Raw genomic sequence first — 17623 nt, forward strand, 5'->3', positions numbered from 1 at the left:
GCTTCCTGGCCGGAGAGCCGGCCGCGCCTTGGGGGGAAGGGGCCTGGGGCGGTGATCGTGCGGTCACATCGCGGGACGGGCCCGCAGTTCGGGCGCGCAGGGCTGGGGCGGCTGCGGTGCACGCTTGCGTTGGAACCAGAACGGGCGCTGGAAGTCGCGGCGGATCCGGTCCTGGCGGTACGCCATCTCCGCTCGTACCGCGTCGGTCGAGAAAGTGAACATGCTCTCCTCCGGCTGCTGTCTGTCCCAGAACAGTGCGCGCCTGAGGAAGCCGCCCACATCAGCACAACTCCCTATGCCCCCGGCAACGAACTCCCTAGGCACCCGCGGCCGGGCCCTCAGGTGCGGTAGGTGAGGCTCAGTTCGTAGTGCTCGGGGTCGAGGAGCTCGTCGGCGTACTCGGCGAACTGGTCCGTGGCGGTCCAGCTGGTGCGGGTGGTGTGCAGGAACCAGGTGCCGTCGGGGCGGGCCAGGTGGCCGGCTTCGACCGGCGTGAGGAGGCGGCCGCGGAGGCGTTGTTCGCAGTGGTCGAGGTACAGGCCGGCGCGGTTCAGCGTGACGCTGATCGAGCCGTTGTCGAGGCCGCGTTCGGGCAGGTCCCGCAGCGCCTCGAGGGCCGGGATCCGGCTGCGCTCGAGCGAGATCGCCGTACCCTCGGTGAGCTGCCGGACCCGCTCGATCACCACGACCTGCGACGACTCCAGCCCCAGCCGTCCGGCCAGCGCGGGATCGTCCTCGAGCTCGATCCGGACCGTCCGCATCCGGGTCTCGACGCCCTGCTCGGACAGCGCGTGCGTCCATCCGAGCCGCCCGTCCAGCGGCCGGCCGTCGAACAGCACGTACGAGCCCTTGCCGGTGCGGGTCGCGATCAGCTCGTCGTCGGCGAGGACGGCGAGCGCCGCGCGGATCGTGTTCCGGCTGACCGAGAACCGTTTCGCCAGCTCGACCTCGCCGGGCAGCTGGGCGCCGCGCCGTACGACGCCGGACTTGATCTCCCGCGCGAGCACCCGCGCGATCCGCTCGTGCTTCAGGGAGACCCGCCGGATCATCGCAACTGCTCCACGCTCACGATCTCCAGCATCGGCGCGTACAGCCGCATCACGTCGATCGCCTTCGCGTGGTTCTCCGCGGTCGACCCGGCGCAGGCCTCCTCGACGACCTGGACCCGAACGCCGGCGTCCACCGCGGAAAGCGCTGTACTGATCACGCAGCAGTCGGTCGACACCCCGGCCAGGACGAGCCGTCCGTCCGCCTTCGCCGCCAGCTCGGGGCCCCAGGCGCCGAACGTGGTCTTGTCGAGCGTCGGAGCGCCCTCGAACTCGTCGACCAGCTGGTAGTCGTCGGCGTCCGGCGGCTGCAGGGCGAACGGAAACTCCTCGTAGTAGCCGACCCACGCCCCGGCCGGCCGCTGCGGCGCGACGAACCGGGTGAACACCACGTCCGGAGAGAAGAGCCTGATCAGCTCACGCGTCGGCTCGACGACCCGCCGGAAATCCGGCGCCGCCCAGCCGGACGCGGGGTCCGCGAAGATCCGCTGCAGGTCGATCAGGGCCAGCACCATCAGGCCTCCTGCCGCCGTACGGCGGGCCGTCCGCCGAACCACTGCACGACGAAGCCGAGCACCAGCGCCACCAGGACGCCGAGGTTCGCGTACGCCCACGCGCCTTCCTTGCCGCCGAGGCCGAAGGTTCCGAGCAGGTAGCCCTGCCAGGTCAGCCATGACGCCAGCGTGTTCGTGACGAGGCCCCACCCGATGCCGGTGGCAACGACCATCGTCAGCACCGGCAGCCACCGGACGTCGCCGTACCGCCCGGCCGGCCGGTACAGGTCGTCCTCGGCGTAGTCGCGGCGCCGGGACGCGATGTCGGCGAGCATGATCCCGCACCACGCCGCGATCGGTACGCCGAGCGTGATCAGGAAGCCCTGGAACTCGCCGAGGAACTCGCCGCCGTAGAACACCACGTACACGGTCCCCGCGATCATCACGACACCGTCGATGAACGCCGCGACGTACCGCTTCACCGGCAGCCCGAGCGACAGCAGCGCGAGGCCCGACGAGTAGATGTCCAGCACGGCGCCGCCGACCAGCCCGAGCACCGCGACGATCACGAACGGGACCAGGAACCAGGTCGGCAACGCCTCGGCCAGCGCCCCGATCGGGTCGGCGGCGATCGCCTTGCTCAGCTCCTCCGACGATCCCGCCAGCAGCAGACCGAACACCAGCAGGACGACCGGAGCCAGCGACCCGCCGAACGTGGTCCAGCCGACCACGCCGCGGCTCGACGACCGGCGCGGGAGGTAGCGCGAGTAGTCCGCGGCCGCGTTCACCCAGCCGAGCCCGAAGCCCGTCATCAGGAACACGAGGGCGCCGATCACCGCCTGCGCGGACCCGCTCGGCAGCGCAGAAACCGTGTTCCAGTGGATCTGATCCGCGACCAGGACGATGTAGACGACCGTGAGCACGCCGGTCACGATCGTGATCACCGTCTGGGCCCGCATGATCAGGTCGAACCCGAGCACGCCGCAGGCCACCGTCAGCAGGCCGACGACGATCAGCGCGACCACCTTGGTCACCGAGCCGCCGCCCCAGCCGAGCCGCTCGAACACGGTGGCGGTCGCGAGCGTCGCGAGGATCGTCAGCACGGTCTCCCAGCCGACCGTCAGCAGCCAGGAAACGAGCGACGGAATCTTGTTTCCGCGGACCCCGAAGGCGGCCCGGCTGAGCACCATGGTCGGCGCCGAACCACGTTTTCCGGCGAGCGCGATCAGCCCGCAGAGCAGGAACGAGAACACCACTCCGATCAGCCCGGCCACCACCGCCTGCCAGAACGAGATCCCGAACCCGAGCGCGAATGCGCCGTAGCTCAGTCCGAGCACCGACACGTTGGCGCCGAACCACGGCCAGAACAGCTGGCTCGGCCGTCCCTTCCGGTCGGCGTCCGCGATCACGTTCAACCCGTTGCTCTCCACCGCGAGCGCACGGGACTGCTGCACCTCGACCTGGTCGGTCATCTCGGCTCCTTCGATGGACCTGTTCAGTCCTGTTCAAACGAAGGTAGGCCCAGCCGGTGGCATGGTCAACAATGGGGCGCATGCTGAGCGAAGCGGTGGACGGTTTCCGGCTGGCCTATGACAGTGCGGGTGAAGGGCCCGCTGTCGTCCTCCTGCACGGTTGGCCGGGCGACCGGACGGACTACCGGTTGCTGGCGCCGATGCTGGTCGAGCGCGGGCTCGAGGTGGTGGTGCCGGACCTGCGCGGGTTCGGCGCGACGAGCGGGCTGTCGTCCGACGTCACGCAGTACGGCGTCGACGCGCAGGCCCGCAGCGTCGTCGCGCTGGTCGAGGAGCTCGGGCTGGAGCGCCCGGTGTTCGCCGGGTACGACATCGGCAGCCGGATCGCGCAGCGCATCGCGCGGAACCGGCCCGACCTGGTGGAAGGAATGGTGGTCGCGCCGCCGCTGCCGGGGATCGGGAAGCGGGTGTTCTCCGAGCACGCGCAGGCGGAGTTCTGGTACCAGGCGTTCCATCGGCTGCCCGTGATCGAGGAGCTGATCGACGGTCGTGAAGAAGCGGTGCGGTCCTATCTGACGCACTTCTGGACGCACTGGTCCGGGCCGGTCTTCCAGCCGGACCTGGAGCATCTGGTGTCGGTGTACTCGGCGCCGGGCGCGTTCACCGCCTCGCTCAACTGGTACCGGGCGGGCGCCGGGTCGGTGGCCGTGTCGGCGGCCGAGACCGCGCCCCCGTCGTACGACCGGATCGCCGTACCGACCGTGGTGCTGTGGCCGGAGTTCGACCCGCTGTTCCCGCGCCAGTGGTCCGACCGGCTCGACGACTTCTTCAGCGACGTCCGGCTCCGCCTGGTCGACGGCGTCGGGCATTACGCGCCGCTCGAGTACCCGGAAATCCTCGCCGAAGAGATTGTCGGACTAGGCTGACGACATGGCCGAGATCGAGCTGGGGATGCCGACCGTGCGGCCGGCGGTGGGTGCGTTGGCGAAGCTCGCCCCGCAGCCGGTCCGGTACCTGCTGAACTGGGGCCGGAAGTACTCGCTCTGGGTGTTCAACTTCGGGCTGGCGTGCTGCGCGATCGAGTTCATCGCGGCGTCGATGGGCCGGCACGACTTCATCCGGCTCGGCGTGATCCCGTTCGCGCCGGGTCCGCGGCAGGCCGACCTGATGGTCGTGTCGGGCACCGTGACCGACAAGATGGCGCCTGCGATCAAGCGGCTCTACGACCAGATGCCGGAGCCGAAGTACGTGATCTCGTTCGGCTCCTGCTCGAACTCCGGCGGCCCGTACTGGGACTCGTACTGCGTGACGAAAGGCGTCGACCAGATCATCCCCGTCGACGTGTACGTGCCCGGCTGCCCGCCGCGGCCGGAGGCGTTGCTGCAGGGCATCCTCAAGCTGCAGGAGAAGATCGCCGGCGAGAACGTGACCTCGCGGTACGACGAGCCGTCGGCGGCCGCGCTGACGCGGGGGCTGGTGCAGCCTTGAGCGCCGACGCACTCGAGGCGCTGACGAGCGCCGGGATCGCTGCGACGGCGGCGGACAGCTTCGGCCCGACCGCGGTCGACGTACCGGCGGAAGCGTGGGTCGCGGCGCACGAGGTCCTGCGGGACGCGGTCGGGCTCACGTTCTTCGACTTCCTGAGCGCGTCCGACGAGCTCAAGGACGGGTTCCGGGTGGTGACGCACCTCGCGGACTTCTGGGGCGGAGCGCATGTCGACCACGTCCTGGTGCGGACCCTGGTGCCGCGCGACAACGCCGTCCTGCCGTCGCTGTCGGAGCTGTACGCCGGGGCGAACTGGCACGAGCGGGAGACGTACGAGATGTTCGGGATCGCCTTCGACGGGCATCCGAACCTGACCACGCTGCTGCTGCCGGACGAGTTCGAGGGACACCCGCTGCGCAAGGAGTTCGTGCTCGCGTCGCGGGTCGCGAAGCCATGGCCGGGCGCCAAGGAGCCCGGCGAGTCCGACCACGCCCCCGCCGGCGCCCCCAGCCGCCGCCGCACCCTGCCCCCCGGCGTCCCCGACCCCGAAACCTGGGGCCCGCGCCCACCGGGTTCCCCCGCCCCCGACCCCCTGGCCCCCGCCGAAGCCGCCGCCACCCCCGCCCGCCCCCGCCGAGCCACCCCCGGCACCGAACGCCGAACCCGCCGTCAAACCCCACCCCCCGCAGCCCCAGCTGGTGACCCGGCTCCAACTGGTGACCCGGCTCCGCCTGCGGACGCAGCCCCACCCGCCGACTCGGCACCACCCGCCTCCCCGCCTCCGCCTGCCGACGCTGGTTCGCCTGCGGAGTCGGCACCGCCCGCCGACTCGGCTCCGCCTGCCCGGCCGGCTCGTGACGGGGACGGGCAGTCGGGCGAGTCCTCGTGATTCCTTCGGCTGAGGAGCTGGCTCGGTGGACGTTGGAGCGGCAGCATCCGCTGACTCGTGCCTGGGCGGATGATGCGCGGCGGCTCGCGATTCTTGCGGAGGAGCATGCGGCGCTCGACATCCTGCTCGCCGAGGACCTGGACATCGCGGCTCAGCGCGCCCACCGGCTGGCGCCCGGCAAACCCGCCGAGTCGATGCTCAACCGATGGGTTGCCGTCAGCAACGACCTGCACGCGATGTTCAGCATGCGCTTCGAGAACCTCGACCCCGCCAGACCGTTCGTCGACGCGACCCCGATGAGCCGCTCACCGGAACCTCCCGACCTGCCCGCCGTAGTCGCGGCCGCCCAGGAGCACTACGGTATCCACCACCCGCAGTATGTCCGCCTCTGGAGCGCGGCCCCCGACGTCGACGGCACCGTCCCCGACCGCCGCTTCCTCGCCGCGCCGATCCGCGACCTCCGCCCGCACGACGTACCGCCCGGCCTCGCGCTCCGTCTGGCGAAGAGTGTCGACCACTACGACGAGGCCCGCCGCGCGTACGCCGCGGTCGACGCCGACCACCCGGACCACGCCGAGCAAGCGATCCTCCAGGACCACGACGACCTGCAGGACGCCGCGGACGAAGGATTCCTGTTCGACGTCACGGTGTACGACGAGTGGGCCGGGTACGCCGCCGCGGTGATCAAGCCCGACGACGCCCTCGGCCTCCCGGCGTACGTCGTCCGCGAACTGATCCTCGCCCCCGAACACCGCGGCCACGGCTACGGCCCGCACCTGAGCACCCTCCTCGCCCAGGCCCTCCCCGACCCCACCCGCATCCTCGTCGGCACCATCCACCACGCCAACCAGTCCGCCCGCACCGCAGCCCTCACCGCCGGCCGCCACGACATCGGCGGCTGGCTTCAACTGCCCCTCGGTCACGCCTGAGCGAGTCGCTCCGTCGGCTGGCCGGTGAGGTTGCCGATGAGTTCGAAATCCTTGTCCAGGTGGAGGAGGACAAGGGCGGTCTGCTCGGCTGTGGCCGCGATCAGAAGGTCCGCCGCCGAGAGTGCCCGATGCTGACCCGCGGAAGCGAGCTGCGACTGCACGACGACGGCGCGACGTTCGGCCGCAGGCGTCACGTTCTCCACCGGCATCGCCGCGACAGGTGGCTGTTGCAGAAGCGAGCGATGTTCGTCCGCGGATCGGGAGGAGAATCCGACCTCGAGCAAGGTCATGGTGGTGATGTGGACGAGCCCGCGGTTGATCCGGTTCGCCCAGTCCTCCCAATCGGGAGCGGTGCTCAGGCGCACCAGGGCCGACTTGTCGATCAGCCAGCGCCGGGAGTCGAGCGTCGGTGTCATGACCAGGCCTGGTCCATGACCTCAGGATCCTCCACGTCGCGGGCCAGTTCGGAGAGCCGCTCGAGGTCCGCGAGCGTCACGGCAACCTCTGAGCGCGCGGCTTCCTGGCTGAGCAGCCGGCGCAGATACTCGCTCCTGGACAAGCCCTGGCCGGCTGCTCGCTTGTCGATCACCGCGAGCACGTCGTCGGGCACGTCGCGAATCAGTACATCGCTCACACGCACCTCCTCTCGTTCGATATCTGATGATCTCAGCGGCGTGGCGGGGTGTAGTAGAAGACTTCCTCGCGGGTGATTCGGCCGGCGTCGACCGTGCAGAGGGACAGTTTGGTGGTTCGGGAGCGGGTGCCGGTGCGGACGTCGAGTTGGTCGAAGGTGAAGCGGATCGCGAAGTGGTTGTCGAGGAGGAGTGGGCCGACGACGTCGACGCCGAGGTACTCGATGTCGGCGTTCAGGCGGCGGGCGTTCTCGAGGATGGCGTCGGTGCCTTTGATCTCGACCTCTTCGCCGCCGGTCTCGAGTGGTGCGACGCGGACGACCTCCGGCGCGGTGAGCGTGACGGCCTGGTCGAGGCGGCCGGCGGACAGGGCGTCGACGTACCGCTGCGCGACCTCGGCCGTGGACAGGACCCGGAACTCGGCGGCGTGTTCGGCGGCCCATTCGGCGAAGGTCAGGGCGGGGCGACCGGTGAGTTCGGCGACAGTGGTGGTGACCGGCTCGGGGTTGTCGACGAGCGAGGCCCAGTAGGCGACCGAGCTCTCGGCGAGGATCGGGTCGGCGCCGAGGTCGAGCATCGCCTGCCGTGCCTCCGCGTCGGTCAGCGCCTCGACCCGCATGTCCTTGCCGATCGCCCGCGCGATGGTCCGGATCTGCTCGGCCTGCGTCAGGACCTCGGGTCCGGTGAGGTCGTAGGTCTGGCCGATGTGCCGGTCGTCCAGGATCGTGAGTACGGCGACCGCGGCGATGTCGCGCTCGTGGATCAACGACCGGCCCGCCTCGGGAGACGCGACGCGAACGACGTCGTCGGTGCGGAACGCATCCGCCCAGCCCTGCGCGTTCACCGCGAACCCGCCCGGCCGGACGAACGTCCACTCCTTGCCGGCGTCCCTCAGCAACTGCTCGACGTCGCCCCACACTCCGCCGGACGGCGCGCTCAGCGAGGACAGGTACACGACACGCCGCGGCAGTTCGCCGATCACGTCCGCGGCCCCGTCGGCGCTGAACGACGGCCAGAGCAGGAAGGCAGCGTCCACGTCGGCCGCGGCCCGGCGTACGGCGGTGGGGTCGTGGATGTCGCCCTGGATCAGTTCGACGTCCGGCGGGAAACCGGCGAGGTCCGGCGTACGGACGAGGGCCCGGACGGTCACGCCCGCGGCGCGCAGTCCGTCGACGACAGGGCGGCCGACGCGGCCGGTGGCTCCGGTGACAAGAATCGTGGTCATGCGACCCACCCTCAGACCTGAACGTTGGTTGAGGTCAAGCCGGACGCACTAGGCTGACTTGCATGCTGGAGTTCGTGGTGCGGGTGGTGGGCGTCCTGGTCGCCTTCCTGGTGGCGCCCCTGCTGGTCGGGCAGGCCGAGCACAAGGTGATGGCGCACATGCAGTCGCGACTCGGGCCGATGTACGCCGGCGGGTTCCACGGCTGGGCGCAGCTGGTCGCGGACGGGGTGAAGTTCGTCCAGAAGGAGAGCGTGGTCCCGGCCGCCGCCGACAAGCGGGTGTTCGAGTGGGCCCCGATCGTCGCGATCCTGCCCTACCTCGCCGCGCTCGCCGCGATCCCGCTCGCACCCGGCCTGGTCGGCGCCGACCTCGACTCCGGCCTGTTCTTCGTGCTCGCGGTGATGAGCATCGGCGTCCTCGGATCGCTGATGGCCGGCTGGGGCAGCGGGAACAAGTACAGCCTGCTCGGTGGGCTCCGGGTCGCGGCGCAGCTGATGAGCTACGAGCTGCCGTTCGTGCTGGCCGCGGCGAGTGTGGCCGTCGCCGCCGGTTCGTTGAGCCTGACCGCGATCGGCCACGCCTGGAATCCGTGGTGGTTGCTGTGGCAGCTGCCCGGTCTGGTGGTGTTCTTCGTCGCGGGTCTCGCCGAGCTGCAGCGGCCGCCGTTCGACATGCCGGTCGCGGACTCCGAGGTGATCTTCGGCCCGTACACGGAGTACACCGGGCTCCGCTTCGCGATGTTCCTGCTCGCCGAGTACGCCGGGATCGTCGTCCTCGCGGCGCTCACGACGGTGCTGTTCCTCGGCGGCTGGAGCGGTCCGGGACCGGAGTCGATCGGCTGGATCTGGGCGCTGCTGAAGATCGCGTTCGTGTCGCTCGTGGTGATCTGGGTGCGGGTCTCGTTCCCGCGGATGCGCGCCGACCAGCTGCAGAAGCTGGCCTGGCAGGGCCTGGTGCCGGTGGCGCTGGTCCAGCTCGCGCTCACCGGCATCGGCGTCGTGGTGTTCTGAGGCGGATCTCCAGCACTCACCAACCGCGCTGTTGGCCGGTCCTCGGCGGTCGGCTGAGCGTGGCCGTCGACGAGCCGCGCCGGTTGGTGAGTGCCTGGGGTCCGCTAGGGCGTCGCCAGTGCCTCGGTCGGGGACAGGCGGGACGCGCGGACGGCCGGATACAGCCCTGCGAGGCCGCCGATCACTAGCGTCGCCATTACGCCGCCGGCCAGGGCCCAGACCGGGATGACCGTCAGCCAGTTCTGGTACGACGCGTAGCCGGCGGTGACCGCGGAGCCGAGGATCGCGCCGCCGATCCCGCCGAGCGCGGACAGCAGCAGCGACTCGGTCAGGAACTGCGTCCGGATCTGGCCGCGGGTCGCACCGAGCGAGCGGCGCAGGCCGATCTCGGCGCGGCGTTCGAGCACCGAGATCACCATGATGTTCGCGACGCCGACGCCGCCGACCAGGAGCGCGACTGCGCCCAGGCCGAGCAGGAGTCCGGTGAACGCCTGACCGGCGGCCTGCTTCGCGGCGAGCGCGTCGGACGGTCGCGACACCTCGACTTCGTTCGGCGCCTCGGGGTTGGCCGTTGCGCCGAGCACCGATCGGACCGCGGGCACCTGGGCGTCGTCCGACCGGGTGTAGATCGTGGTCGGATGGCCGTCGAAGGAGAGTTCGCCCGCCGCCGGCCAGCCCATCAGCGCGGCACTGTCCAGCTCCGGTGCGAGCGCGGCCGGTTCGAGGATGCCGAGCACGGTGAACCAGGTGTTGCCGATCAGCACCTGGGTGTCCGGTCCGGCCTTGGTGATCCCGAGTCGTTCCGCGGCGGCGGCGCCCAGGACGGTCGCCGGGTACGAGCCGGTGGCGGCGTCGATCCACTTGCCGCTGCGGATCGTGGCCCCGATCGTGTCGAGCAGGTTGGTACGGGCGGCGTACGCGATGATGCCGTTGGTCTCGACGTCAGGGATCTTGCTGGTCCGGTACACCGAGGCGTCGTCGACCTTGCCGATCGCGGACTCGGCGCGGACCGGGGCGATCCGGCGGACCATCGACTCGGCCGCCAGCGGCAGCTGGGCCTGCTCACCGGTCAGCCGGGTGCCCGGCGTGACCGTCAGCAGGTTGGTGCCCAGGGCATCGAGTTGCCCGTCGAGCTCGGCCCGCGACGACGACGAGATGCCGACCACGGCGACCATCGCCGCGATCCCGATCGCGATGCCGAGCGCGGACAGGAACGCCCGCATCGGCCGCGTCCGCAACCCGACGGCCCCGACCCGCACCACGTCCCGCAGCCCCAGCGCCGCGGGCCTCAGCTCCCGGGCACTTTGTGCACGACGTCCGTGCTTTTCCTCCGTCGCCGTACGGGCGTGGTGCACAAAGTCGTCGTTCATGCGTGCACCTCCTCGACGATGTGGCCGTCGCGCATCCGGATCTGGCGGGGGAGCGAGGCGGCGATGTCGCGGTCGTGGGTGATGACGACGACCGTGGTGCCGGCGGTGTGCAGGTCGCGGAGGAGCTGCATCACGCCCGCGCCTGACGCGGAGTCCAGGGCGCCGGTCGGCTCGTCGGCCAGCAGTACGGCGGGTTCGCCGGCGACTGCCCGCGCGACGGCGACCCGTTGACGCTCGCCACCGGACAGTTCGTGCGGCTCATGATCGAGGCGGTGCGCGAGCCCGACCCGTTCCAGCGCGGCCGCGGCCCGCTTCCGTCGTACCGCCAGCCGGAGACCGGAGTAGAGCAACCCGTCGGCGACGTTGTCGACCGCGCGGACGCCGGCGGCGAGGTGGAACTGCTGGAAGACGAACCCGATCCGGGTCGCCCGCAGCGCGGACAACCCGGCGTCGGACAGCCGCGCCACGTCGTACCGGTCGATCCGGACCGTCCCGGAAGTCGGCCGGTCGAGCGTGCCGAGCACGTTCAGCATCGTGGACTTGCCAGAGCCCGACGGGCCGACGATCGCGACCAGTTCGCCGCGGTCGATCCGCAGGCTGACCCCGCCGAGCGCGTGCACACCTCCCGGATACACCTTGGTCACCTCGGTCAGCTCGATCACTTCGGGATCCCCACCGCGGTGCCGGCGGTGATGCCGGCGCCGCTGACCTCGACCTGGCCGCCCGCGAACAGCCCGGTCTTCACCGGCACGTACCGCGACGTCGTACCGTCGGTGACCTCGACGCCGAACCCGCCCTCGCGGAGCGCGACCAGCGCCGCGACCGGGACGGTCAGGACGTTCTTGCGCTCCGACGCGGTGAACGTGACGTCGACCGCCGCGGACGACCACGCGGCCACCGCTTTCTGGTCCGCGACGGAAACGATCACCTCGACCTTCGTTTCCGGGTCCTGGTCCGGACTCTCCGCTGGGATGATCACCGTGGAAACTTTCTGGATCTTTCCGGCGACCGACTTTCCGTCCGGCAGCCCGACGGTGACCGCGGCGTTGAGCTTGGCGAGCCGCTGGTCGGCCGCGTCGAGCTGGACCGTGACGGCCCGGGTGGTGCCGGTGTAGGTGAGCACCGGCTGGTTCGGCCCGAGCGGCGAGCCTTCCTCGGCCTGCACGCTGTCCACCCGCAGATGGCCGGGTGCGAACAGCACGCTGCCGAGCTCGACGACTCCGGTCTCGTCCCGCCCGAGGTCCTCCTGCCACTCCTCGACGGCCTCGGCGGTCGCGGCGGTGTACTCGTCGTCCACCGTGAACCCCGTGTAGCCCATCGCCTTCAGGTTCTGCTCGAGCTGCAGGACGTCGGTCCCTTCGCTCCCGACCGTGAGCCTGCGGTACGCCGGAAGCGCGCCGTACAGGAGCGTCGTCGGGACGTTGTCGATGCTGTAGACGGTGTTGCCGCGCCGGAGCTCCTGCCCGCTGTCGGGGACGAAGGTGACCGTGCCGGCCACCCGGTTGACCGCGGAGGACGACGTGCCGAAGCCGAGCCGGCCGTCCTCGGTCTCGGTGTCCTTCAGGGTCTGCTGGGTGACCTTCGTGGTGTTGATCGGCACGGCCTGCGCGGTCTGGTCCGATGCCTGGCTGGTGTCGCCCCGGCTCACCAGGAAAGCGCTGGCGGCGCCGCCCGCGGCCAGGACGACGACAGCCGTCAGTGCCTTGCGCATCAGCGCGCCGCCAGGATGCTCTGACAGGCGTCCTGGGCCTTCTGGAAGTCCGGATCGTCCGCGACGCCCGGGCCGATCATGATCCCGCGCTGGTCCGGCTTCGGGTCCGGGAACTTCTCGACGCCGTTCTTCCGCATGCACTCGGCGTACTTCCGGCCGTTCTCCTGCTGTTGCGGGTTGGCGCTGCCCTGCGCCTGCGGGTTGTACTGCTGGCACGCCTCCATGGCCTGCTGGACTTTCTCCTGGGTGACCCCGGAGTTCTTGTCGAACCTCAGCATCGGGCCCTTGCCCGGCTCCGGGTCCGGCACGTTCAGGCCGTTCTCCCGCAGGCACTGGGTGAACTTCACCGCCATCTCGTCCTGGCTGAGGCTGGCCGGCGCGCTGCTCGGCGCCGTGGTCTGCTGCGCGCCGGTGCCGGACGCCACCTGGGTGTCGGGCTGGTCGGCGCCGCAGCCGGTCAGGATCAGGCCGGCCGCCAGGACGGAAACGGCCAGGATGGTGTTGCGCATCATTGCTCCTCTCGTTTCCGGAAACCCTGCTCGGCCGGCCGTTTCCGGGCCGTTTCCGAGTCCGGAAACACCGCGGAAACAGGGCCGTCGGGGATCATGGGGTGCGTGCGGGTACTGGTGGTCGAGGACGAGCCGTTGCTGGCGGCAGCGATCGCGGAATGGCTGCGCGACGATTCACATGCCGTCGACGTGGCCACGGACGGCGGCGCGGCGCTGGAACGGTTGTCGGTGAACGCGTACGACGTCCTCGTGCTGGACCGCGACATCCCGGTCGTCCACGGCGACGAGGTCTGCCGGCAGCTGGTCGCGTCCGGGTCCGCCACGCGGGTGCTGATGCTGACCGCGGCGGCCGCGGTGACGGACCGCGTGGAGGGGCTCGGGCTGGGCGCCGACGACTACCTGACCAAGCCGTTCGCGTTCGCCGAGCTGGCCGCGCGGGTGCTCGCGCTCGGGCGGCGCAGCCGGCCCGCCGATCCGCCCGTCCTGCGCCGCGCCGGCGTCACGCTGGACCCGGCCCGGCACGAGGTTTTCCGGAACGGCCGGTACGTGCCGTTGTCGAAGAAGGAATTCGCTGTCCTCGCGGAGCTGCTGCGCGCCGACGGCGCGACCGTGTCGGCCGAACAACTGCTGGAGAAGGCATGGGACGAGCACGTGGACCCGTTCACCGGAGCGGTCCGGCTGACGATCCTGAAGCTGCGCCGGAAACTAGGCGAGCCGGGACTGGTCGAGACGGTCACCGGCGTCGGCTACCGCATCCCTTGAAACGACTGTCGCTCCGCGGCCGCCTGACCCTGCTGTACGGCGGGCTGTTCATGGTCGCCGGTGTGCTGCTGCTCGGCGTCACGTACGCGCTGTTCAACGCCAACCTCGGCCAGCAGTACCGGGTGATCGTGAAGGGCACGTACCTGAGCAGCCCGACGCCGGGCAAGGCTCCGCCGGCACCGCCGACCAACGACGTGTACGTGATGAACAAGGACGGCGCCGTCCTGACCGGCTCGGATGCCGAACGGGTGCTGGAACAGCAGCGGCAACAAGTACGGCAGGCAGCGATCAAGTCGTTGCTGACCCAGGGGAGCATCGCGCTGGTCGCCGTCGGCGCGTTGGCAGCGGGGTTCGGATGGCTGGTGGCCGGGCGGGTGCTCGCGCCGCTCCACCAGGTCACCGACACGGCGCGCCGGATCGCGGCGTCGCCCGCCGCGCTGCACGAGCGCATCGCACTGAAAGGCCCGGACGACGAGGTCAAGAACCTGGCGGATGCGTTCGACACCATGGTCGAGCGGCTGGACCACTCGTTCGACGGCCAGCGGCGGTTCGTTGCCAACGCATCCCATGAGCTGCGGACGCCGTTGACGCTCGGCCGCGCCCTGGTCGAGGTCGCGATGCACCGGCGTACCGCGTCCCCGGACGTGAAGGAACTGGGCGAGAGCCTGCTGACCATCAACGCCCGGCACGAGCAGCTGATCGAAGGCCTGTTGATCCTGGCCGACTCGGAGAAGCAGCTGACCACGGTCTACCCGGTGAATCTCGCGGACGTCGTGACCCACGTGACCGGCCAGCTGACCGGCGAGGCGACCGCGGCCGGTGTCGAGCTGATCCGCGGCCCGGGCGACGCACCGACGCGCGGCGACGCGCTCCTGCTCGAACGGCTCGTCCACAATCTGGTGGAGAACGGCATCCGGCACAACCTGCCCGGCGACGAGCGATGGGTCCGGGTGATCAGCAAGCGATCCGGCGACCGGGTACGGGTCACCGTGACGAACACCGGCCCCGAGATCCCGCCGTACGAGGTCGAGAGCCTGTTCAAGCCGTTCTACCGTCTCGGAGCCGAGCGGTTGGTCGGCGGGAAGGGCGCCGGGCTGGGCCTGTCGATCGTCCGGTCGGTCGCCGAGGCCCACGGCGGCACCGTTACCGCCGCGCCCCGCGCCGGAGGCGGGCTGGAAATTACTGTGGTGCTGCCTGTCGATCCGGGCTGAGACCGTTCGTGTAGAGGGCGAGAAGGAGGCGACGATGAACCAGTACCTGCTCAGCATCTACCAGCCCGACGGTCCGGCTCCGGCACCCGAGGTGCTCGAGCCGATCCTGCGGGACCTTCAGGCGTTGAACGAGGAGATGCAGGCGGCCGGCGTATGGGTGTTCGCGGCCGGTCTGCATCCGCCGGAGACGGCGACTGTGCTGAAGGCGAGCGGCGACGACGTCCTGATCACCGACGGGCCGTTCACCGAGGGCAAGGAGCATCTCGGCGGTTTCACGGTCATCCAGGTCGAGGATCTGGACGCGGCGCTGCACTGGGCCAGGCGGCTGGCCGAGGTGCTCCGCAACCTGTCTGTCGAGGTCAGGCCGTTCCAGTCGTGACAGCTGACCTCGCTGCGATCTTCCGGGCCGAGCACGGGCGCGCGGTGGCTGTTCTCACGCGCGTGTTCGGTGACCTGGAGATCGCCGAGGACGCCGTCCAGGACGCGTTCGCGACGGCGCTGGAGAAGTGGCCGGACGCCGGCGTACCGCCGAGCCCGGCCGGATGGATCATCACGACCGCGCGCAACCGCGCGATCGACCGCCTGAGACGCGAGGCCGCACGGACCGGCAAGCATGCCGAGGCCGCGCTGCTGCACGCGGAGACCGAGTCGGTGGAGGAGGGTGCCGTGCACGACGATCGTCTGCGGCTGATCTTCACCTGCTGCCACCCGGCGCTCGCCCTGAACGTCCGGGTCGCTCTCACGCTGCGCATGCTCGGCGGCCTCAGCACCGCCGAGATCGCGCACGCGTTCCTGGTCCCCGAGCCGACGATGGCGCAACGGCTGGTCCGCGCCAAGGCCAAGATCCGCGCCGCCGGCATCCCGTACCGCGTTCCGTACGAGGCGGATCTGCCGGAGCGCGTCCGCGGCGTACTCGCCGTCGTGTACCTGATCTTCAACGAGGGGTACGCCGCCTCGTCCGGCGACACCCTCGTCCGCGACGAGCTCGCCGCCGAGGCGATCCGGCTGGGACGGCTCCTGGTCGACCTGATGCCCGATGAACCCGAAGCGGTCGGCCTGCTCGCGCTGATGCTGCTCCAACAGTCCCGGCGCCCGGCCAGGGTCGCGCCCGACGGAACGCTGATCCGCCTCCGCGACCAGGACCGCACGCTGTGGGATCGCCGGCTGATCGACGAAGGCCACACGCTCGTACGGCGATGCCTGCGCCGCAACCAGCCCGGTCCGTACCAGCTCCAGGCCGCGATCAACGCCGTCCACGCCGACGCCGCGACCGCCGAGGCCACCGACTGGCCGCAGGTCCTCCAGCTCTACGACCACCTGCTCGCCCTCGACCCCACGCCCGTCGTGGCGCTCAACCGAGCCGTCGCCGTCTCCGAAGTCGAAGGCCCCGCCGCCGCCCTCGCCCTGGTCGATGCGTTGAACCTCGACTCCTACTACCTCTTCCACGCCATCCGGGCCGACCTCCTCACTCAGCTGGACCGTTCCGCCGACGCCCGAGCCGCCTACGAGTCGGCGCTGGGCCTCACCTCCAACGAAGCCGAGCAGGACTTCCTCCGGACCCGGATGAGATAACCCGGCCGGCGGCGTGCACCTTCGGTAGGGTCCCGAGGGTGTTCGAGTTGATCTGTGAGGTAGAGCCTCCGACGCGGCCGGACCTGAAGAAGGTGCGGCACCAGATCGGCGTGATGAGTCCGATCGCGGACGGTTTCCTGATCCCGGACAACCACATCGGGCGGGCGACCGTGTCGAGTGTCGCGGTCGCCAACGAGGTCCAGCTGATGGGCGCGCGCGGGATCGCCTGCCTGAACTCGCGGGACCGGAACCTGCTCGGTTTCCGGCGCGACCTGCTGACCGCGGCGGCGTACGGCGTCGAGCAGTTCCTGTTCGTGCACGGCGACGACCCGGCCGAAGGTGCGCGGACCAGTCAGCTGACCGTGCGGCGGATGATCGAGCAGACCCGCGAGACGACGTACCCGGGCTGTGCCCCGTTCAAGGTCGGCGCCGCCACCCGCTTGTCGAAGGTCCCGGGCTGGAAGGCCGAGGCCGACTTCCTGTACGTCCAGGTCAGCTACGACCTGGACGAACTGCTGCGCTGGCGCGCGTCGGTCGACCTCGACATCCCGGTGTACGCCGGGGTGATGGTGCTCGCGTCCGCCCGGATGGCGCGCAATCTCGCCGGGCTGCCGCAGCTGACGATCCCGGCCGAACTGGTCGACGCGGTGGAGCGGGACCGGGACGCCGGTGTCGACCACGCCTGCGAGCAGATCCTGAAGATCCGTGACTCCGGGGCCTTCGAGGGCGTTCACCTGATACCGGTCAGCCGGTACCGCCAGGTCGCGGCCCGCCTGGAACGCGAGCTGTAAGGCGTGCAGATCGGCTAATGTCCTGCTAAGAGACCGGAGGTGGAGCGTGGGACTGCCTGGCAAGGGCCTGGTCGAGGGTTTGAAGGTCACCGCGAGGACCCTGGCCCGTCGTTCCGTCACCGAGCAGTACCCGGACGTCCAGCCGGAGTTGCCGCCGCGCAGCCGCGGCGTGATCGCGCTGATGGAGGAGAACTGCACCTCCTGCATGCTGTGCGCCCGCGAGTGCCCGAGCTGGTGCATCTACATCGACTCGCACACCGAGACCGCGCCGTCGGTCGGTGAGCAGGCCCGGGAGCGCAGCCGGAACGTGCTGGACCGGTTCGCGATCGACTTCAGCCTCTGCATGTACTGCGGGATCTGCATCGAGGCCTGCCCGTTCGACGCGCTGTTCTGGTCGCCCGAGTTCGAGTACGCCGAGACCGACATCCGCAACCTGACCCACGAGAAGGACCGGCTCCGCGACTGGATGTGGACGGTGCCGGCACCGCAGCCGATCGACCCCGGTCCGGACTCC

General features: G+C 70.5%; 21 protein-coding genes and 1 pseudogene. 11 read left to right on the forward strand and 11 right to left on the reverse strand.

Translation table 11 applies throughout. The features are described from left to right. Positions 1 to 63 precede the first annotated feature (63 nt). The 4 genes from ACWEOO_RS09930 to ACWEOO_RS09945 form a co-directional block, all read right to left on the reverse strand. Complete coding sequence (locus ACWEOO_RS09930; RefSeq protein WP_359941016.1) at positions 64 to 222, reverse strand: hypothetical protein; 159 nt, start codon at positions 220 to 222, stop codon at positions 64 to 66. Positions 223 to 338: 116 nt separating this feature from the next. After that, positions 339 to 1049 carry a GntR family transcriptional regulator gene (locus ACWEOO_RS09935; RefSeq protein ID WP_452142660.1) on the reverse strand — a complete coding sequence of 237 codons (711 nt, stop codon included), beginning with the start codon at positions 1047 to 1049 and terminating at the stop codon, positions 339 to 341. Beyond that, the gene (locus tag ACWEOO_RS09940) at positions 1046 to 1561 is read right to left on the reverse strand and encodes a cysteine hydrolase family protein (RefSeq protein ID WP_359941022.1); all 516 of its coding nucleotides are present in this window, start codon (positions 1559 to 1561) and stop codon (positions 1046 to 1048) included. The genes ACWEOO_RS09935 and ACWEOO_RS09940 overlap by 4 nt, the downstream gene beginning before the upstream one ends. After that, entirely contained in the window at positions 1561 to 3012 is a 1452-nt protein-coding gene (locus tag ACWEOO_RS09945) for a purine-cytosine permease family protein (protein WP_452142661.1), read from the reverse strand. Before ACWEOO_RS09945 ends, ACWEOO_RS09940 begins: the two co-directional genes overlap by 1 nt. Before the next feature lie 80 nt (positions 3013 to 3092). Between ACWEOO_RS09945 and ACWEOO_RS09950 the strand changes: the two genes are divergently transcribed. Genes ACWEOO_RS09950 through ACWEOO_RS09965 form a run of 4 tightly spaced genes read left to right on the forward strand, consistent with a single transcriptional unit; the run spans position 3093 to position 6316 of the window. After that, positions 3093 to 3938 carry an alpha/beta fold hydrolase gene (locus ACWEOO_RS09950; RefSeq protein ID WP_452142662.1) on the forward strand — a complete coding sequence of 282 codons (846 nt, stop codon included), beginning with the start codon at positions 3093 to 3095 and terminating at the stop codon, positions 3936 to 3938. 4 nt (positions 3939 to 3942) lie between these two features. After that, the gene (locus tag ACWEOO_RS09955; protein ID WP_355482292.1) at positions 3943 to 4500 is read left to right on the forward strand and encodes an NADH-quinone oxidoreductase subunit B; all 558 of its coding nucleotides are present in this window, start codon (positions 3943 to 3945) and stop codon (positions 4498 to 4500) included. Next, positions 4497 to 5387, forward strand: coding sequence for an NADH-quinone oxidoreductase subunit C (locus ACWEOO_RS09960; protein WP_452142663.1), 891 nt, complete (start codon positions 4497 to 4499; stop codon positions 5385 to 5387). The genes ACWEOO_RS09955 and ACWEOO_RS09960 overlap by 4 nt, the downstream gene beginning before the upstream one ends. Then, entirely contained in the window at positions 5384 to 6316 is a 933-nt protein-coding gene (locus tag ACWEOO_RS09965) for a GNAT family N-acetyltransferase (protein ID WP_452142664.1), read from the forward strand. Before ACWEOO_RS09960 ends, ACWEOO_RS09965 begins: the two co-directional genes overlap by 4 nt. On the opposite strand, the gene ACWEOO_RS09970 is transcribed toward ACWEOO_RS09965, so the two are convergent. Genes ACWEOO_RS09970 through ACWEOO_RS09980 form a run of 3 tightly spaced genes read right to left on the reverse strand, consistent with a single transcriptional unit; the run spans position 6307 to position 8173 of the window. Continuing rightward, a complete protein-coding gene (locus ACWEOO_RS09970; protein WP_452142665.1) occupies positions 6307 to 6732 on the reverse strand; it encodes a PIN domain-containing protein in 426 nt (141 codons plus the stop codon). The genes ACWEOO_RS09965 and ACWEOO_RS09970 overlap by 10 nt on opposite strands. Continuing rightward, on the reverse strand, positions 6729 to 6950 hold the full coding sequence (gene vapB / locus ACWEOO_RS09975) for a type II toxin-antitoxin system VapB family antitoxin (protein ID WP_452142666.1): 222 nt from the start codon (positions 6948 to 6950) through the stop codon (positions 6729 to 6731). The genes ACWEOO_RS09970 and vapB overlap by 4 nt, the downstream gene beginning before the upstream one ends. A gap of 32 nt (positions 6951 to 6982) precedes the next feature. Next, positions 6983 to 8173 carry an NAD(P)H-binding protein gene (locus tag ACWEOO_RS09980; RefSeq protein WP_452142667.1) on the reverse strand — a complete coding sequence of 397 codons (1191 nt, stop codon included), beginning with the start codon at positions 8171 to 8173 and terminating at the stop codon, positions 6983 to 6985. 62 nt (positions 8174 to 8235) lie between these two features. Between ACWEOO_RS09980 and ACWEOO_RS09985 the strand changes: the two genes are divergently transcribed. Beyond that, positions 8236 to 9183, forward strand: coding sequence for a complex I subunit 1/NuoH family protein (locus ACWEOO_RS09985; RefSeq protein ID WP_452142668.1), 948 nt, complete (start codon positions 8236 to 8238; stop codon positions 9181 to 9183). Positions 9184 to 9287: 104 nt separating this feature from the next. On the opposite strand, the gene ACWEOO_RS09990 is transcribed toward ACWEOO_RS09985, so the two are convergent. Genes ACWEOO_RS09990 through ACWEOO_RS10005 form a run of 4 tightly spaced genes read right to left on the reverse strand, consistent with a single transcriptional unit; the run spans position 9288 to position 12773 of the window. Beyond that, positions 9288 to 10553, reverse strand: a complete 1266-nt coding sequence (locus ACWEOO_RS09990) for an ABC transporter permease (RefSeq protein ID WP_452142669.1) — start codon at positions 10551 to 10553, stop codon at positions 9288 to 9290. Continuing rightward, positions 10550 to 11215: an ABC transporter ATP-binding protein gene (locus ACWEOO_RS09995; RefSeq protein WP_359939814.1), complete on the reverse strand. Its 666-nt coding sequence runs from the start codon at positions 11213 to 11215 to the stop codon at positions 10550 to 10552. Before ACWEOO_RS09995 ends, ACWEOO_RS09990 begins: the two co-directional genes overlap by 4 nt. Next, entirely contained in the window at positions 11212 to 12264 is a 1053-nt protein-coding gene (locus tag ACWEOO_RS10000; RefSeq protein WP_452142670.1) for a peptidoglycan-binding protein, read from the reverse strand. Before ACWEOO_RS10000 ends, ACWEOO_RS09995 begins: the two co-directional genes overlap by 4 nt. Then, entirely contained in the window at positions 12264 to 12773 is a 510-nt protein-coding gene (locus tag ACWEOO_RS10005) for a hypothetical protein (protein WP_452142671.1), read from the reverse strand. The genes ACWEOO_RS10000 and ACWEOO_RS10005 overlap by 1 nt, the downstream gene beginning before the upstream one ends. 105 nt (positions 12774 to 12878) lie before the next feature. On the opposite strand from ACWEOO_RS10005, the gene ACWEOO_RS10010 reads away from it, so the two are divergent. The 6 genes and pseudogenes from ACWEOO_RS10010 to ACWEOO_RS10035 form a co-directional block, all read left to right on the forward strand. Then, entirely contained in the window at positions 12879 to 13535 is a 657-nt protein-coding gene (locus tag ACWEOO_RS10010; protein WP_452142672.1) for a response regulator transcription factor, read from the forward strand. Continuing rightward, positions 13532 to 14746: a sensor histidine kinase gene (locus ACWEOO_RS10015; protein ID WP_452142673.1), complete on the forward strand. Its 1215-nt coding sequence runs from the start codon at positions 13532 to 13534 to the stop codon at positions 14744 to 14746. The genes ACWEOO_RS10010 and ACWEOO_RS10015 overlap by 4 nt, the downstream gene beginning before the upstream one ends. Before the next feature lie 34 nt (positions 14747 to 14780). After that, a complete protein-coding gene (locus tag ACWEOO_RS10020) occupies positions 14781 to 15125 on the forward strand; it encodes a YciI family protein (RefSeq protein ID WP_452142674.1) in 345 nt (114 codons plus the stop codon). Continuing rightward, the gene (locus ACWEOO_RS10025; protein ID WP_452142675.1) at positions 15122 to 16318 is read left to right on the forward strand and encodes an RNA polymerase sigma factor; all 1197 of its coding nucleotides are present in this window, start codon (positions 15122 to 15124) and stop codon (positions 16316 to 16318) included. Before ACWEOO_RS10020 ends, ACWEOO_RS10025 begins: the two co-directional genes overlap by 4 nt. A gap of 38 nt (positions 16319 to 16356) precedes the next feature. Further along, on the forward strand, positions 16357 to 17109 hold the full coding sequence (locus ACWEOO_RS10030) for a methylenetetrahydrofolate reductase (protein ID WP_452142676.1): 753 nt from the start codon (positions 16357 to 16359) through the stop codon (positions 17107 to 17109). A 181-nt stretch (positions 17110 to 17290) separates the two neighbouring features. Then, a pseudogene (locus ACWEOO_RS10035) lies at positions 17291 to 17506 on the forward strand (4Fe-4S binding protein); the annotation flags it as partial. Positions 17507 to 17623: the final 117 nt, after the last annotated feature.

Source organism: Kribbella sp. NPDC004138, from assembly GCF_053603655.1.

Coding starts and splice junctions, on each gene's coding strand:
- ACWEOO_RS09930 (WP_359941016.1), bottom strand. CDS start 222: ATGTTCACTTTCTCGACCGACGCGGTACGAGCGGAGATGGCGTACCGC.
- ACWEOO_RS10000 (WP_452142670.1), bottom strand. CDS start 12,264: ATGCGCAAGGCACTGACGGCTGTCGTCGTCCTGGCCGCGGGCGGCGCC.
- ACWEOO_RS09945 (WP_452142661.1), bottom strand. CDS start 3,012: ATGACCGACCAGGTCGAGGTGCAGCAGTCCCGTGCGCTCGCGGTGGAG.
- ACWEOO_RS09970 (WP_452142665.1), bottom strand. CDS start 6,732: ATGACACCGACGCTCGACTCCCGGCGCTGGCTGATCGACAAGTCGGCC.
- ACWEOO_RS09990 (WP_452142669.1), bottom strand. CDS start 10,553: ATGAACGACGACTTTGTGCACCACGCCCGTACGGCGACGGAGGAAAAG.
- ACWEOO_RS10020 (WP_452142674.1), top strand. CDS start 14,781: ATGAACCAGTACCTGCTCAGCATCTACCAGCCCGACGGTCCGGCTCCG.
- ACWEOO_RS09940 (WP_359941022.1), bottom strand. CDS start 1,561: ATGGTGCTGGCCCTGATCGACCTGCAGCGGATCTTCGCGGACCCCGCG.
- ACWEOO_RS10005 (WP_452142671.1), bottom strand. CDS start 12,773: ATGCGCAACACCATCCTGGCCGTTTCCGTCCTGGCGGCCGGCCTGATC.
- ACWEOO_RS09950 (WP_452142662.1), top strand. CDS start 3,093: ATGCTGAGCGAAGCGGTGGACGGTTTCCGGCTGGCCTATGACAGTGCG.
- ACWEOO_RS09985 (WP_452142668.1), top strand. CDS start 8,236: ATGCTGGAGTTCGTGGTGCGGGTGGTGGGCGTCCTGGTCGCCTTCCTG.
- ACWEOO_RS09980 (WP_452142667.1), bottom strand. CDS start 8,173: ATGACCACGATTCTTGTCACCGGAGCCACCGGCCGCGTCGGCCGCCCT.
- ACWEOO_RS09955 (WP_355482292.1), top strand. CDS start 3,943: ATGGCCGAGATCGAGCTGGGGATGCCGACCGTGCGGCCGGCGGTGGGT.
- ACWEOO_RS09935 (WP_452142660.1), bottom strand. CDS start 1,049: ATGATCCGGCGGGTCTCCCTGAAGCACGAGCGGATCGCGCGGGTGCTC.